Origin of the sequence: Acinetobacter sp. NBRC 100985 (assembly GCF_000241225.1) — a bacterium.
Classification (GTDB): Bacteria; Pseudomonadota; Gammaproteobacteria; order Pseudomonadales; family Moraxellaceae; genus Acinetobacter; species Acinetobacter venetianus.
The window spans coordinates 269,324-285,851 of the sequence record NZ_BAEB01000021.1 but is presented as its reverse complement, the minus strand read 5'-3'; the positions used below and the strand labels follow the sequence as shown (position 1 = coordinate 285,851).

Sequence of the window (16,528 nt, the reverse complement as noted above, 5' to 3'; positions counted from 1 at the left end):
ATTACCATATAAAATTGATAAATATATAGCAATAAAGCCTCTAAATAGAGGCTTTATTCATACACTATTCTTATTAAACGAGAATCTCGCGTTTACCGTTCGCCCCCATTGAACTCACGATACCATTCTCTTCCATCTGATCAATGATACGTGCAGCACGGTTATATCCTAAGCTAAATTTACGCTGCAAAGAGGATGTCGATGCTTTACGAGTTTCGAGTACAAATGCTACGCACTGATCATACAGCGCATCACGACTTGGATCACCATCACCATCCTCAAAACCACGAGAAGTTGGTTCTTCATCATACGGCGTTAAAATTTCATCAACATAGTTAGGTTCGCCACGCTCACGCCAAGCATCACAAATACGGTTGACTTCATCATCGCTGATAAACGCACCATGTACACGCTCAGGTTCAATTTTACCAGGCCCAAGGAATAACATATCACCATGACCAAGTAAGTCTTCTGCTCCGCCCGCATCTAAGATAGTACGAGAGTCAATTTTACTATTCACACGTAAAGCTACACGTGTAGGAATATTGGCTTTAATTAGACCAGTAATTACATCAACCGATGGACGTTGTGTTGCAAGTAATAAGTGAATCCCAGCAGCACGAGATTTCTGTGCTAATCGCGTGATCATTTCTTCAGCTTTCTTACCAACTTGCATGATCATATCGGCAAACTCGTCTGCCACAATCACAATTGAAGGCAATGGTGTTAAACGTGGTGCACGTTCACCCACTACTGAATCACTTGCTTTCCATGTTGGATCAATCAAATCCTCGCCATTCGCAATCGCTTCTTCGACCTTGCGGTTATAATCACTAAGCTTACGAATTTTTAAGAATGACATTAGCTTGTAACGACGCTCCATCTCATTGACACACCAGTTCAATGCACTCACCGCATCTTTCATATCGGTCACAACTGGCGTTAATAAATGTGGAATATCGTTATAGTTTGCTAATTCAAGTTGTTTAGGATCAATTAAAATGAGACGTAACTGATCGGGGGTATATTTCAACAACATCGATAAAATCATCGAGTTAACTGCAACTGATTTACCCGAACCTGTCGTACCAGCAACCAACATATGCGGTGCTTTGCCGAGATCTGTAATCACAGGATTGCCTGAAATATCTTTGCCCATCGCCATTGAGAGCAAGCCTGCTGGATCTTCAAATGCAGGTGTTTTGAGTAACTCAATCAAGCGAACCATTTCACGGCTACTATTCGGTACTTCGATACCGATATACGGTTTACCAGCGATAACCTCAACAACACGTACAGAAGCCATTGACATTGAGCGAGCTAAATCACGAGAAATATTCGTCACTTTAGATGCTTTTACACCCGGCGCTAGGTCTAGTTCAAAACGTGTAACGACTGGTCCCGGTTGAGCCTCTACAACTTGAGCTTTAACATTAAATTCCTGTAATTTAATTTCTAAAAGTTCAGACAACCGTGCTAATTGCTCAGCCGTAAAATTCACTTTCTTGTTTGGATCAACTTCATCCAGTAACTCTAAACCTGGTAAAGTTGGTAGATCACGACGTTTTTGTGCAACTTGCATTGCGCGCGACATTGGACGACCAAATGCATCTGTTAACGGAGCATCTAAATCAAAGTCTTCTTCAATATCCAGATCTGGTTCAGCTTTACCAGCAGTCTCTTGCCAAGCTTCGATAAATGCTTCTTTAGATAAAGCTTCTTTTGGTGCAGCGACTTCGATTGGTGCTTTTACAAATGCAGAAGTTTGAGCATAGCTGGTGGTTTGAGGACTAACTTTTTGCGGCTCATCATCAACCAAGAGATCATTAAAGTCATCAAAGCTAGCTAATTCATCTGATGCAGAGTTTTTAGGTGAATTGACTTGGGGTTGAGTCTCAACTGTATGTGTAAACTCAGATGCAGGTTGTTGAGGCACTTCATTAAAGGATTCTAAATGTAATGCTTCAACTTCACTGACAATATTTGTGCTTGGTTGTACTTCTTGAGTAAAAGGCGTATGTACATCTGTCGCAGTTTTACTATTTGGAACTGCCGCAAGTAACTCATCAAAAATCTGATCATCATTCCAATCTAAGTGACTATGAGCAGCTTGCTCTGCTTTAGATTCAGTTTGCGAAGGATGAGCATATTGCGTTGATGGATTTACGGAATCATCCGCAGCACGTAGCAACGCATCAATCTCTTGTTTATGACTTGCATCATCGTGTTGAAGTGCACGCCAAACTTCGCCTGTTTGAATCAGACGCTGGCTTTCAGTTTCAAACTGATGAGCACGTTGTAAAGTCTCTTCAAAATCTTCTGTTGACTGAGTTTCTTGAGGTTGATTACTTTGCTGCTCTTTCGCAATAACATCAGCAAACAACTTTTCAGCTAATTGTTGATGATGATCATGTTTTGATGCCTTAACAGGTTCTTCAACTGCTTTAAATTGATCGTTGGCTACTTCAGCAGTTTGTTCTTGGGCTTGCTGCTTATTTTTTATTGCGGGTGTATCTGCTGCTGTTAATTTCTCAGTCAAGTCATAAGCAGATTCTTGCTGAGGAATATTTTTATAAAATAAATCTTGCAGGTAAGCGGGTGTATTTTTCAACGTTCCCCATGTTTTATTCCATTGTATTCCAAATGCCAAAGTGACTAATAAAATACTAAATGCTAATAAGAACAGCGTTGCACCGTAAATTGTCAATAATTGGCTAAGGCTTTGACCAAGTTCAAAACCAATAATCCCACCTGCCGCATTTTCTAAAGTATCGGCTGGCATACTCCAATGTAAGTAGAACAAGCTAGACAAAGACAGAATTAAGAAAAATTGAGCTGCATAACGAAATGGACGATTTAGAAAACTTCTTGGCCACCACACTTGTACTGCTTCGATAAACAGAAATAGTGGAATCAGTAAACTTGCCCATCCCAAAAAGCCAAACAATAAATCTGCGATCCACGCCCCTGCCACACCACTTGCATTTGACACCTGTTGTGTATCACTTGATATATGCATCCAACCCGGATCAAAAGGTGTGTAGGTTACTGTGGCAAGAAATAGATAAATGCCAAAAGAAATCAAAAATAATGTCATTAAAAAGCGTTGTGCATAAACACTTGACACCGCAGTCATATACTGTCCTGTAACCCAATTCGTTATTTGTTTGTCTATTTTTTAAGGTCTAAGCCACCTTAATCAATAAGTTTAATATTATGCACTCGTTCTTACAAAAAAGATGCACGATTGTTTACTGTTGTTGTTAACATCCAGCCTTGATATAGCCCAATTCGATTGAGTTAATCAATATTATCCTGATGGATTTAACCCACTCCCCTGTGGTTTCACGTATAATTTTACCAGTTTCAATATAAAAAGGATGTTCTTTAATGAGCGCTCGTCACTCACGGTTAATTATTTTGGGCTCTGGACCTGCAGGCTACAGCGCGGCGGTATATGCTGCTCGTGCAAATTTAAAGCCTACACTGATTGCAGGTTTACAACTTGGTGGTCAATTAACAACGACAACTGAAGTTGATAACTGGCCAGGTGACCCTGAAGGATTAACTGGTCCTGTGCTTATGGAACGTATGCAAGCTCATGCAGAACGTTTCGGTACAGAAATCGTTTACGATCATATCAATGAAGTAGACTTAAAAACTCGCCCATTTGTCTTAAAAGGTGATATGGAAGAGTACACATGTGATGCGTTGATTATTGCAACAGGTGCAACTGCACAATATTTAGGTCTTGAATCTGAAGCTGCCTTTATGGGTCAAGGTGTAAGTGCTTGTGCAACATGTGATGGTTTCTTCTACAAAAACCAAAATGTAATGGTTGTCGGTGGTGGTAATACGGCCGTTGAAGAAGCACTCTACCTTTCGAATATCGCTGCACATGTGACTTTAGTTCACCGTCGCGATACATTACGTTCTGAGAAAATCTTACAAGATCACCTCTTTGCTAAAGAAAAAGAAGGCAAGATCAGTATTATTTGGAATCATCAAGTTGATGAAGTTCTGGGTGATAAAACAGGTGTAACTTCTGTGCGCATCAAATCAACTCAAGATGCTAGTACACAAGATGTTCAGGTACAAGGTTTATTTGTTGCAATTGGCCATAAACCAAATACAAGTATGTTTGATGGTCAGCTGAACTTACGTGATGGATATATTCAAGTCCATAGCGGAACAGCGGGCAATGCAACAGCGGCTTCTGTTGAAGGTGTATTCGCAGCAGGTGATGTTGCAGATAGCGTGTATCGCCAAGCGATCACTTCAGCAGGTTCGGGCTGTATGGCTGCACTAGATGCTGAGAAATATCTTGATAATTTAAATTAATTATCTAAAAGTAAAAAAGCCACCGATATGGTGGCTTTTTTTATTAAATTAAGCATAATCAAAAAAATGATGCATTTTTAAACAAAAAATTGGAACACATAAATGACAACAACTTGGACCAATGGTTATCAAACTGAAGTTAATTATACCTACGGATATTATCGAGATCTCAGCCCCAATTTTCAAAAGTTCTGTTTATTACTCAATGGAATTGAAAGCCCAGATTTCCAAGAGAATCAAACACATTGTGAGTTAGGCTTTGGACAAGGAGTCAGTATTAATATTCATGCTGCTAGTAACATTGCAAACTTTTATGGTACGGACTTTAATCCAGCACATGCAGCACATGCCAATCAACTAGCGGAACAGAGCAAGACCGAACATTATTTTTATGATGATAGCTTTGAAGAACTGCTTAACCGACATGACTTACCCATGTTTGACTCAATCAGTTTGCATGGTATCTGGAGTTGGATTAGCTATGAAAACCAGCACATCATTTTGAAGTTTATTCGTAAATTTCTAAAGCCAAATGGCATCGTTTATATCAGCTATAACTGCGTTACTGGATGGGCCGCGAACATGCCTATTCGAGAACTATTTCATAGTCATTTTAAATTTAATAGTAAAAGTACCAACCCACTGCAAAAGGTCAATGAGGCGCTTAATTTCAGCGAAAATCTATTACAGCAAAATCCTATTTTCGCCCAGCGCAATCCAAATGCCGTACAAAAAGTCGTAGATCTAAAACAACAAAATCCCAATTATCTTATCCATGAATATTTAAACCAAGATTGGCAATGCTTTTCTTTTCAGCAAGTGGTCAGGATTTTAGATGAAATCAAACTTTCTTATGCTGGTTCTACGGACTTGAATACGCATTTAGACAACATTAACTTTTCAGAGCAACATCAAGCATTCTTAAATGCAATTGAGCACCCTATTTTTAAAGAACAATGTCGTGATTACTTCGCCAATACTCAATTTCGCCGCGATCTGTTTATTCGAGGAAAAAACAACTTAACACCACTACAAGCTCAAGAAAAACTTCGTAAAACTGCTTTTGTTTTATTGACAGCTAAAGAGCAACTTCCGACAAGCATTAATGGTTTATTAGGAACCTTTAATTTAATCGAAGAAATTTATCTTCCTATAGGTAAAATGTTTGCTGAAAGAAACTATGAGGCAATTACGATTGCTGAACTAGAACAAGGCCTTAAGCAATTAAATTATGCCCAAATCTTAAATGCTCTCGTCATTCTCTGTCATTTAGGCTTAGCTCAACCTTGCCAAAACTTAGCACCTAATGATCAAGTTTTGCAGCGTTGCCATAAGCTAAACCATTATTTACTCAGTCAAGCAAGCTTCCATCAAAATTATGGTGCTCTCATTAGTCCATTAACGGGTATCGGTATTCCGACCGAACATTTCCATCAATTATTTTATCGTGCACATTTCATTGATGGGCTGAATACCGCCACTGATTTTGCTTATTACGTTCAAGATGTTATTCATCAACTTGGATGGTTGGTATTAGACAAAAAAGGAAATGCAGTCGCTGACAAAAATGAAAGCCTCACCATTATCCAAGAAAAGGCGCAATATTTTTTAGATAGCAAGAAGTTGGACATAGCCAAACAACTTCGTCTATTTGAATAATTCAATGCTGGAATGGCGATCGAGGTTGATTGCCATTCTATGTTAGTTCAGTTAGCTTAGAATCAGTCCTATTGAATTTTCGTACTATGCAACAACTCCCTACCTCACAATATATTTTTCCAGATCCTCTTGAAGCAGATCCCGAAGGCCATGGTTTTATTTGCATCGGTGCAGACCTCTCCCCTTCAACACTATTTGAAGCCTATACACATGGACTTTTCCCGTGGTTTAACCAAGATGAGCCGATTTGTTGGTGGAGCCCTGAACCACGCTGCATTATTGATCCTAAAGCTTATAAACCAAGCAAGTCTCTAATTCGTAACATGAAGAAATATGATTATCACATTACGATTAATCATGCATTTGAGGATGTCATCCGATCTTGTTCTTTGCCCCGTAGTTATGCAGATGAAACATGGATTAGTGAAGATATTATTGAAGGTTATACTGCCTTATTTGCAGCAGGCTATGCATATAGTGTCGAAGTCTGGCAGCAAGATAAACTGGTAGGCGGCCTATATGGTGTCACCATCGGCAAAGGCTGTTTTGGTGAATCCATGTTTAGTACCGAAACCGATGTCTCTAAAATGGCATTTTATACTCTAATGTTAATAGGCCAAGAAAATCAGCTCCCTTGGATCGACTGTCAATTAGTGAATGAGCATCTGATAAGCCTTGGTGCTAGTACACTTTCTCGCCAAGCCTACCTAAAATCGTTACAAGATGTAATTATTGCCCCCTCTATCAATTGGAAAAATTATCAAGAACGTGTATTTTCAAGTAAAACAATAGCACTTTGTGCAAAATTAAACGGTTAATGGATTAACGCCTTGGAGGGACAGATTAATGAAATCATACCAACCCAAGTCCCTTTTAAATGACTTACAGTATTATATTACGCCACCACATGACTGTAGCTATCTCGAAAACAAGTCTGCGCGAATGGTATTTTTAGACCCGATTCATCGCATTGATGTGGTGACATTATCTGAGCTATCGCGTGTTGGTTTCCGACGTAGTGGAGACTTTGTTTATCGCCCCGAATGTCATCTATGTCGTCAATGTTTATCGTGCCGAGTACCTGTACAAGAATTCCACATGAATAGTAGCCAAAAAAAAGCTTGGCGACGTAATCAAGATTTAAAAATGAGTATCTTGCCAACATCAAAGGCTACTCAAGAACATTATGATTTGTATGAACGCTATATCAATGAACGCCATGCCGATGGTGATATGTATCCTGCAAGTCTCGACCAATTTGAGAAATTCTTAGTCCACAGTTGTACTGAAAGTTTCTTCATTGAGCTTTGGGAAAATGAAAAATTAATTGCAGTTTCAACGTGTGATTTGATGGATGATGGGCTTTCAGCTGTTTATACTTTCTTTGATCCAGATGAACAACGTCGTTCTTTAGGTGTTTTTGCAATTCTCAAGCAAATTGAATATGTTAAAACGCTAAATCTAGAGTATTTATATCTGGGCTATTGGGTGCCACATTCATCCAAAATGAATTATAAATCGCAATATACACCACTTGAGTTATTACTTGATGGACAATGGCGAAGACTCAATCGTCCACTTTCAGAAAAAGAAATCCATCAACTCGGAAACTCTTTGATGAGCACATTGCCCTCTGAGTGGAATAATTTAATTATTAAATAACGCTGCAAAATCATCAGTGCATGTTTTGACCATAATCACAGCATGCTCTTTTGTGCCATCTGAGTTTGGATAATAGTTTTTGCGTAAATCAATTTGATGAAATCCTGCTTTTTCGTATAAATGAATCGCAGCAGTATTACTTTCGCGTACTTCTAAAAATATTTGAATCGGATTATTTTTTAATTGTTGAATTGAATAATCCAGTAATTCATAACCCAAACCCTTTCCTTGCTGATTAGGATGAATCGCCATCAATAATAGATTTGCTTCATCAAGCACAGGCTGCAAAATACAAAACCCGACAACCTGATGATTATGCTCATACACTGTGCATTGATAAGATTCTAAAGATTCTTGAAACTGTTGTTTAGACCAAGGATGCGTTTGCACAAGACGCTCAATTGCCGCAACATTATCCAAATCTTTTTCCTGCATCAATCGAATCACAATATCGCACCTATAAATCATTGATGCAGATTATCAGCAATTTAAAGCAAAATGAGAACAAAAAAATGGGCAACTTTCATTGCCCACCTATATTAATTTGCATTAAATCCCAATTCAGCGCGCCACTTATTCAAAAGTGCTGTAGTGTCATCATCATTTGGATGAAACTTCGGTCTCAAAAATGAAAGTAACGTTGGGATTTGGCGTGTCATAAAACCTTTATAACCATACATAAAATTAATCATATACTTGGTATCACGCCATGTAAGTTTGCCATCAGTTTGCAATAATTTCGCAGTGAAGTATGACTGAGTAATAAAGATTAAACCCATTGCAATAACCAATGCTAATGATCGCATGAAATAAGCTTTCGCACCCTGCCCATACATCGCTTCATAAACATCAAAAGCGACTGCTTTATGTTCATTTTCCTCAACTGCATGCCACATCCATAAGTGATACATGGTTTCATCCATGAACATCGACTGAATATCTGGATTACTCAGTAATTCCTCGGCAATCGTAGAAGTAAAATGTTCTAGTGCACATGTGCCCGTTAAGCCAATCATTTCTTTAGTAAAGCCAAATGGTTTTAAAAGCTTAGAGGTAATACCCACAGCACGATTAATTAGTCGTCCTGTTTGATCTTCCATTTTGCGCACACCATATCCATAAGCTTCGGCTGAGGCATTAAACGCCAAATGCTCTTTTGAATGCATCGCTTCTTGACCAATAAAGGCACTAATTTCTCTTTGTAATCTTGGATCCGCAAGTTTTGGATCATTTCGCACTGCTCTCGTACTATTTACGAAGAATTGTTCCCCTTCAGGAAATAGTGCTGACAAAGCGGTCATAAAATGCGTTAAAGCAGCATCACCATTTGCCCAGTAGCGAGGTACTTCACCAAACTCAAAATCCATTCTTCGTACAGGGAAACTAGCACCAGCTCGGTTTGAAATATTGACTTTAGCATTCATACCTTCTTCTCCTTAAAGATACTTATTTATTTTAAAAATTCATCTATCTTCTATTTATACGCCCTTTTCTATGCGTGAAATAAGTGCAAATAAGGTCATAAAAGCATCATCTTAGGACATCTAATTATTATAAAAAGCGTTGTTTTAACGCATAAAAAAAGGAGCACATGCTTGCTCCTTTTTTAACAATTAGTTTTTAAACGCGTTCACAACTTAAAAACCAAGTTTAGCTTTCCAGTCTTTTAATAGTTGAACTGTATCTAAATCATTTGGATGAAAGCGCGGTTTAAAATATGCCAACATTTCACCTGCCATACCTGTAATGATCCCTTTAGAAGGACTATAACCATACTTATAGATCATCCCTAACTCTTTTAGATTTAGCTTTTTATCTTGTTGTAATAAGCGTAAGGTAAAATAAGACTGTAAGATAAAAATTAGAGCCATCGCGAATACAAGTGCAGTCGTTCTTAAGCTATATGCCTTAAGCCCAGTTCCAAATACGCCCTCGTATACATCATAAGCAACTGCTTTATGCTCATTTTCTTCAACGGCATGCCAGAACCACATATACGACATTGTGTCATCTGTCATCAAATCTTGGATATGCTTGTTGCGCAATAATTCTGAGGCAATCGTCGCAGTAAAATGCTCTAATGCTGTCGTTGCTGTTAGGTCGACCATTTCACGCGTCATACCAAAAGGTTTTACGATTTTTGAAAAATTATTCAATGCAAATTGGATATAGCGTCCAGTAATCTGTTCCAAAGAACGTACATCATGACCATATTTTTGCGCAGAAGCATTGAAATTTACATGCTCTTGGGTGTGCATTGCTTCTTGACCAATAAATGCACTAATTTCTTTTTGTAATTCTGCATTATCTTTAATTGCTGGGTAATAACGTACAGCACGTACAGCATCGATAAATAATTTTTCACCGTCAGGGAATAGTGCTGACAATGCTGTCATAAAGTGTGTAAGACCAGCTGAACCGTCCATCCAGTACTCTGGTACTTGATCGAAATCAAAGTTCATACGACGTACTGGAAAACTCGCACCTGCACGATTTGAAATATTTACTTTAGCATTCATGCTGCCCACTCCTTCTGTGGAATTTCTCCACTTAGATACTTTTGTTCATTTTCTTGAGTTTTATATTACGGTTTTATGCGTATCAATTAAGTGCAGTTTAGGACAGCTAAGTATCAGTTTAGGACACTCTTACAGACAAATTGTCAAACAATAGACATAAAAAACACCCCGATGGGGTGTTTTTTTATTACCTTAGAGGCTTATGCAGTTACTTTAGCAACAACACCAGCACCTACAGTACGACCACCTTCACGGATCGCAAAACGCAGACCTGGGTCCATTGCGATTGGGTGGATTAATTCTACTGACATTTCAACGTTGTCACCTGGCATTACCATTTCAACGCCGTCTTGTAACTTGATTGCGCCAGTTACGTCAGTTGTACGGAAGTAGAACTGTGGACGGTAACCGTTAAGGAATGGAGTATGACGACCACCTTCTTCTTTAGAAAGTACATATACTTCTGCGTCGAATTTAGTGTGTGGCTTGATTGAACCTGGTTTAGCAAGTACTTGACCACGTTGTACGTCTTCACGCTTAGTACCACGTAGAAGAACACCACAGTTCTCGCCCGCACGACCTTCGTCAAGAAGTTTACGGAACATTTCTACGCCAGTTACAGTTGTTTTAACTGTATCTTTGATACCAACGATTTCAACTTCTTCGCCTACTTTAACGATACCAGACTCTACACGGCCTGTTACTACAGTACCACGACCAGAGATTGAGAATACATCTTCGATTGGCATTAAGAATGCTTTGTCGATAGCTCGTTCTGGTTCTGGGATGTAAGAGTCAAGCGCTTCAACAAGAGCAAGAACTGAAGACTCACCATACTGACCAGCGTCGCCATTAAGCGCAGCAAGAGCAGAACCACGGATAACTGGAGTGTCATCACCAGGGAAGTCGTAAGTAGAAAGAAGTTCACGAACTTCCATTTCTACTAATTCAAGTAATTCTTCATCGTCAACAAGGTCACACTTGTTAAGGAATACAAGAATGTAAGGTACACCAACCTGACGAGAAAGAAGGATGTGTTCACGAGTTTGTGGCATTGGACCATCAGTCGCAGCACATACAAGGATCGCGCCGTCCATCTGAGCAGCACCAGTAATCATGTTTTTAACATAATCGGCGTGGCCCGGGCAGTCTACGTGAGCGTAGTGACGAGTTGGAGAATCGTATTCTACGTGTGAAGTATTAATTGTAATACCACGTGCTTTTTCTTCTGGTGCAGAGTCGATAGCTGCGTAATCTTTAGCTTCACCGCCGTAAGTTTTTGCACAGATAGTTGCAATCGCAGCAGTTAAAGTTGTTTTACCATGGTCAACGTGACCAATTGTACCCACGTTTACGTGTGGTTTATTACGTTCAAACTTGGCTTTAGCCATGATGATCTTCCTTTATAAACTGCTCATGAGGGTCGCCCATGAGCACTTGGTTTTTTAACTAAATTTTAGTTGGGTAATATAGTAATCGAAAGATTACTCGTCGTCACCTTTTTTACCGCCAGCTTGGAACTTAGCGATGATGCCTTCAGCCACGTTACGTGGAGTTTCAGCGTATTTAGCGAATTCCATAGAGTAAGTCGCACGACCTTGAGACATAGAACGCATTTGAGTCGCGTAACCAAACATCTCAGCAAGTGGTACTTCAGCTTTAATTGCTTTCGTTCCACCAGGAAGATCGTCCATACCTTGAACCATACCACGACGACGGTTTAAGTCACCCATGATATCGCCCATGTAATCTTCTGGAGTTTCAACTTCAACTTTCATGATTGGTTCAAGAAGGATAGGATCAGCTTTCATGAAACCGTCACGGAAAGCGTATGAACCAGCCATTTTGAACGACAATTCATCAGAGTCGACATCATGGTAAGAACCGTCGAAAAGAACTGCTTTAACGCCTACAACTGGGTAACCAGCCAAGACACCGTTCTTCATACGTTCTTGAATACCTTTATCAACCGCACCGAAGAATTCTTTAGGTACTACACCACCTACAACTTCTTCAGCGAATTCGTATTCTTTACCAGCAGCTTCAACGTCAAGTGGTTCTAAACGAACATATACATGACCGAATTTACCTTTACCACCTGTTTGACGAACGAATTTACCTTCTTGCTCAATAGTTTTCTTGATCGTTTCACGATAAGCAACCATTGGTTTACCGATATTCGCTTCAACACCGAATTCACGCTTCATACGGTCAACGATGATGTCAAGGTGAAGTTCACCCATACCCGCAATAATCGTTTGACCAGATTCTTCATCTGTACGAACGCGGAACGATGGATCTTCTTTAGCCAAACGACCTAAAGCGATAGACATTTTTTCTTGGTCAGCTTTAGTTTTTGGTTCAACAGCCAATGAAATTACTGGCTCTGGGAATTCCATACGCTCAAGTGTAATGATGTTTTTCTCATCACATAATGTATCACCAGTTGTAACGTCTTTAAGACCTACACACGCTGCGATATCACCTGCACGGATTTCATCAAGATCTTGACGTTCGTTCGCATGCATTTGCACGATACGACCGATACGCTCACGCTTAGATTTAACTGGGTTATAAACTGGATCACCTTGTTTAAGAACACCAGAGTAAACACGTACGAATGTTAAGTTACCTACGAATTTGTCGTTCATAATTTTGAACGCAAGCGCAGAGAACGGAGCTTCGTCAGATGCTTCACGAGACGCTTTAGTTTCGTCTTTGTCGTCAAGGATACCTTCGATTGCTTTAACTTCTGTAGGTGATGGTAAGAATTCAATTACAGCATCCAACATACGTTGAACACCTTTGTTTTTGAACGCAGAACCACAAAGCATTACTTGAATTTCAGATGCTAATGTACGAGCACGTAAACCAGCAATGATCTCTTCTTTAGAAAGATCACCTTCTTCAAGGTACTTGTCCATCAACTCTTCTGAAGCTTCAGCAGCAGCTTCAACCATCTTAGTACGCCATTCGTTAGCCGTATCAACGAGGTCAGCTGGAATATCGCCGTATTCAAACTTCATACCTTGAGATGCTTCATCCCAGATAATCGCTTTCATCTCGATAAGGTCAACAACACCTGCAAACGTATCTTCTGCACCAATTGGCACAACGATAGGAACAGGGTTACCACCTAAACGAGTTTTAACTTGTTCAACAGCACGGAAGAAGTTTGCACCTGTACGGTCCATCTTGTTCACGAATGCTAAACGAGGCACTTTATATTTGTTCGCTTGACGCCATACAGTTTCAGACTGAGGCTGTACACCACCAACTGCACAGTAAACCATGCACGCACCGTCAAGAACACGCATTGAACGTTCAACTTCGATTGTGAAGTCAACGTGTCCCGGTGTATCAATTACGTTGATACGGTGTTGTTGGAATTGGTTAGCCATACCAGACCAGAAACAAGTCGTCGCAGCAGAGGTAATTGTAATACCACGCTCTTGTTCTTGTTCCATCCAGTCCATTGTTGCTGCACCGTCGTGTACTTCACCAATTTTGTGAGATACACCTGTGTAGAACAAGATACGTTCAGTTGTAGTTGTTTTACCTGCGTCAATGTGCGCAGAAATACCGATGTTACGGTAACGAGTAATAGGGGTTTGGCGAGCCATGATGTCTACATTCCTAAATGTTATATTTAAAACAGGACGCACCAATTAAATTGATGCGCACGAATATCCAAGCAGGCAACTTAAATACCCGCAAAGCTCCCACTTTGATAAAGAGCGATGTTGAATCGAGCTGCTGTACGCATGAATATTCTCCTGATTAGGGACTGTTTTATCCGCTTAGAAACGGTAGTGAGAGAAGGCTTTGTTGGCTTCAGCCATACGATGCACGTCTTCACGTTTTTTGATCGCTGCACCTTTACCTTCAGCTGCATCAAGCAACTCACCAGCAAGACGTAAAGCCATCGTTTTTTCAGAACGCTTAGCAGCAGCATCTACTAACCAACGCATAGCTAAAGCAGTACGACGGGATGGGCGTACTTCCATAGGTACTTGATAAGTAGCACCACCAACACGGCGTGCTTTTACTTCAACCATAGGACGAACTTTTTCAAGAGTAGTCTCGAAAAATTCAACTGGGTCTACTTTGTTTTTTCTTGAACACGTTCTAGAGCACCGTAAACGATACCTTCAGCAACAGATTTTTTACCATCTTGCATTACGTGGTTCATGAATTTAGCGATTGTTTGGCTGCTAAATTTTGGATCTGGAAGGATCTCACGAGCAGCGACTACGCGACGTCTTGGCATTTTAATACACCTAATAATATGACACTTCAGGATGATCCAGCAGTTGTACTAAGTGTCGTGTACATGACGCTGGCCTTACTATACGTCGCTTGAATTACAAATCTATGAAGAATTCAAACAAGCGAAACGCTAAAGGGTTGCTTGGGCTAGTTTCCTAGAATTACTTCTTAGGACGTTTAGCACCGTATTTAGAACGTGACTGGTTACGATCTTTCACGCCAGCACAGTCTAAAGAACCACGAACGGTATGGTAACGTACACCTGGTAAGTCTTTAACACGACCACCACGGATAAGAACAACACTGTGCTCTTGTAAGTTATGACCTTCACCACCGATGTAGCTAGATACTTCAAAACCTGAAGTTAAGCGAACACGGCAAACTTTACGCATTGCTGAGTTAGGTTTTTTAGGTGTAGTCGTATATACACGTGTACATACACCACGACGTTGTGGACAAGCCTTCAACGCAGGAACTTTTGATTTTTCAATCAAAGTTGTACGACCCTTACGGATCAACTGATTTGTTGTTGCCATTTGGCAATTCTCCCGTTATTAAACAACCTCAAAAAGAAAAACACCTCTTTTCAAGGGCACATAATTGTAAGTCAAGAAGTAAAAATGGTCAACATTGCGATGCATAGCAAATGCTGACCATTCCTAGAGTTTTGTTAATTTTCAATATGTATTACATATCCTGAAATAAATTAGCTGTGTTTGTTCGACGCTGGCTCAATATCTATCGTCTTTTGTTCAGTGACAAGTTCTGCTTTTTCAGTCAAAACTTGTTGCTCTTCTGCATCGCTTAAAGCAGGCTGTTGTTTCGTATGTTCATGTTCAACCACATGCTTTTCAGCGAGTTGTTCAATCCCTAACTCAACATCATCAAGCTTAGATTCCTCACTCGTAGATTGGGTTTTTACTTGAACCTCTACCTGAGTGATCACCTCATTCTGAGCGTTACTTTGCGATGCATTGTTTACATTCTCAGCATTTAAAAGTCTTGGACTTGCTTTTTTCAATAAAGCTTCAGCCTTTAAATAAGCCTCTAATGGAGAAATATTTTCATCTGGATGCTCATTTAAATAGAAACGTGCAGCGCCAAAAATAGACTGCGATTTATGTCCAACATCTTCTAAAAGCTTCCAACTATAAAAACCACCTAAGGCAGCTCCTGCAACTGGTGTTAACCGGCCTATAACAGAAACTTGTGGAATATGATTGAGCCACCCCCACTTAAACTGCCCTTCTTCATCGACCAGCCATTTCTTAATAAGCTCAATGTCATTATTTGAACCCATCAATTGCTGAAATTGCTGTAAGTCATGTGTTTCTAACATTGATTTTAATGCTTTAAGAGCGAGTAATAATGTTTGCTTTTCAGCAACAAGCCCCAAATCAATTTCTTTAAAAACAAAAGCAACAATCTCTTGGTCTGCATCTTCAGATAAGTCAAAGCCATGAGAACGCCCCGTTTGATAGATGGTTCTCAATGCCAAAACAATAGATGCTGGAATATCAACAGCAGCACCCCACACTCCTGTCGCACCTGTTACCAAACCTTGAGCAGCAGCTAATAATTTATTTTGCTCAATCAATGCTTGACTTAAACGTTGTGAGCGACCTGTATCACGCGTCAACTCAGCAATGTCTTTGACTCCAGCCTCCTCAAGAATTTTCTCAGTTAAAGAGCTATTTGAACTGAACTCATTTAGCCATTGGAATAAATAGTCAGAAACTTTTTCACCAAGATCAGGTGAAACAAAGGTCGCTACATTATTTACACGACCATAATGACGACCAAGTAATTGATGGGACAATTTAGGTAACTGTTGACGAAGCATATGTTGTGGACTTTCATAACTCTCCACCTCAAATGGGCTTTTAAGACGAGCTTTCCCCTCCACAATCTGTGATGCATTCGCAAGTTCAGCACCAGATGTGGTTGGAGCTACTTGAAGTTTTTGTAATTCGGAACTGAGCTTTTTAGCCACTCCAAAGGCTTGTGCAAATAAACCTGAAGTTTGCTTGTTTTTAGATTTTGCCATCAAGAACCTCTGCTCTGTAATCTGTGCATTT

General features: G+C 39.8%; 12 protein-coding genes and 1 pseudogene. 4 read left to right on the top strand and 9 right to left on the bottom strand.

The window, feature by feature from the left end:
- Nucleotides 1-73: 73 nt before the first annotated feature.
- On the bottom strand, nucleotides 74-3,136 hold the full coding sequence (locus tag ACT4_RS07890) for a DNA translocase FtsK (RefSeq protein WP_007481222.1): 3,063 nt from the start codon (nucleotides 3,134-3,136) through the stop codon (nucleotides 74-76).
- Between the two features lie 254 nt (nucleotides 3,137-3,390).
- Between ACT4_RS07890 and trxB the strand changes: the two genes are divergently transcribed.
- The 4 genes from trxB (at nucleotide 3,391) to ACT4_RS07870 (ending at nucleotide 7,662) form a co-directional block, all read left to right on the top strand.
- Nucleotides 3,391-4,341, top strand: coding sequence for a thioredoxin-disulfide reductase (gene trxB, locus ACT4_RS07885; RefSeq protein ID WP_007481220.1), 951 nt, complete (start codon nucleotides 3,391-3,393; stop codon nucleotides 4,339-4,341).
- A gap of 102 nt (nucleotides 4,342-4,443) precedes the next feature.
- Nucleotides 4,444-6,000 (top strand): class I SAM-dependent methyltransferase, encoded by a 1,557-nt coding sequence (locus ACT4_RS07880; protein WP_007481218.1) that lies wholly within the window; start codon nucleotides 4,444-4,446, stop codon nucleotides 5,998-6,000.
- 86 nt (nucleotides 6,001-6,086) lie between these two features.
- A complete protein-coding gene (gene aat, locus ACT4_RS07875; RefSeq protein ID WP_034604771.1) occupies nucleotides 6,087-6,818 on the top strand; it encodes a leucyl/phenylalanyl-tRNA--protein transferase in 732 nt (243 codons plus the stop codon).
- A gap of 28 nt (nucleotides 6,819-6,846) precedes the next feature.
- A complete protein-coding gene (locus ACT4_RS07870; protein WP_007481214.1) occupies nucleotides 6,847-7,662 on the top strand; it encodes an arginyltransferase in 816 nt (271 codons plus the stop codon).
- On the opposite strand, the gene rimI is transcribed toward ACT4_RS07870, so the two are convergent.
- The 8 genes and pseudogenes from rimI to ACT4_RS07830 form a co-directional block, all read right to left on the bottom strand.
- Nucleotides 7,648-8,109 (bottom strand): ribosomal protein S18-alanine N-acetyltransferase, encoded by a 462-nt coding sequence (rimI, locus tag ACT4_RS07865; RefSeq protein ID WP_007481213.1) that lies wholly within the window; start codon nucleotides 8,107-8,109, stop codon nucleotides 7,648-7,650. The genes ACT4_RS07870 and rimI overlap by 15 nt on opposite strands.
- A 92-nt stretch (nucleotides 8,110-8,201) precedes the next feature.
- On the bottom strand, nucleotides 8,202-9,086 hold the full coding sequence (locus ACT4_RS07860; protein WP_004881093.1) for a metal-dependent hydrolase: 885 nt from the start codon (nucleotides 9,084-9,086) through the stop codon (nucleotides 8,202-8,204).
- A 213-nt stretch (nucleotides 9,087-9,299) separates the two neighbouring features.
- On the bottom strand, nucleotides 9,300-10,181 hold the full coding sequence (locus ACT4_RS07855) for a metal-dependent hydrolase (RefSeq protein ID WP_007481212.1): 882 nt from the start codon (nucleotides 10,179-10,181) through the stop codon (nucleotides 9,300-9,302).
- Nucleotides 10,182-10,381: 200 nt separating this feature from the next.
- Nucleotides 10,382-11,572 carry an elongation factor Tu gene (gene tuf, locus ACT4_RS07850; RefSeq protein WP_004876408.1) on the bottom strand — a complete coding sequence of 397 codons (1,191 nt, stop codon included), beginning with the start codon at nucleotides 11,570-11,572 and terminating at the stop codon, nucleotides 10,382-10,384.
- Nucleotides 11,573-11,665: 93 nt separating this feature from the next.
- On the bottom strand, nucleotides 11,666-13,804 hold the full coding sequence (fusA, locus tag ACT4_RS07845; protein WP_007481211.1) for an elongation factor G: 2,139 nt from the start codon (nucleotides 13,802-13,804) through the stop codon (nucleotides 11,666-11,668).
- A gap of 177 nt (nucleotides 13,805-13,981) precedes the next feature.
- A pseudogene (gene rpsG / locus ACT4_RS07840) lies at nucleotides 13,982-14,451 on the bottom strand (30S ribosomal protein S7).
- Nucleotides 14,452-14,611: 160 nt separating this feature from the next.
- Entirely contained in the window at nucleotides 14,612-14,986 is a 375-nt protein-coding gene (gene rpsL, locus ACT4_RS07835; protein WP_004638184.1) for a 30S ribosomal protein S12, read from the bottom strand.
- A 170-nt stretch (nucleotides 14,987-15,156) separates the two neighbouring features.
- The gene (locus ACT4_RS07830) at nucleotides 15,157-16,497 is read right to left on the bottom strand and encodes an EcsC family protein (protein WP_007481206.1); all 1,341 of its coding nucleotides are present in this window, start codon (nucleotides 16,495-16,497) and stop codon (nucleotides 15,157-15,159) included.
- Nucleotides 16,498-16,528 lie beyond the last annotated feature (31 nt).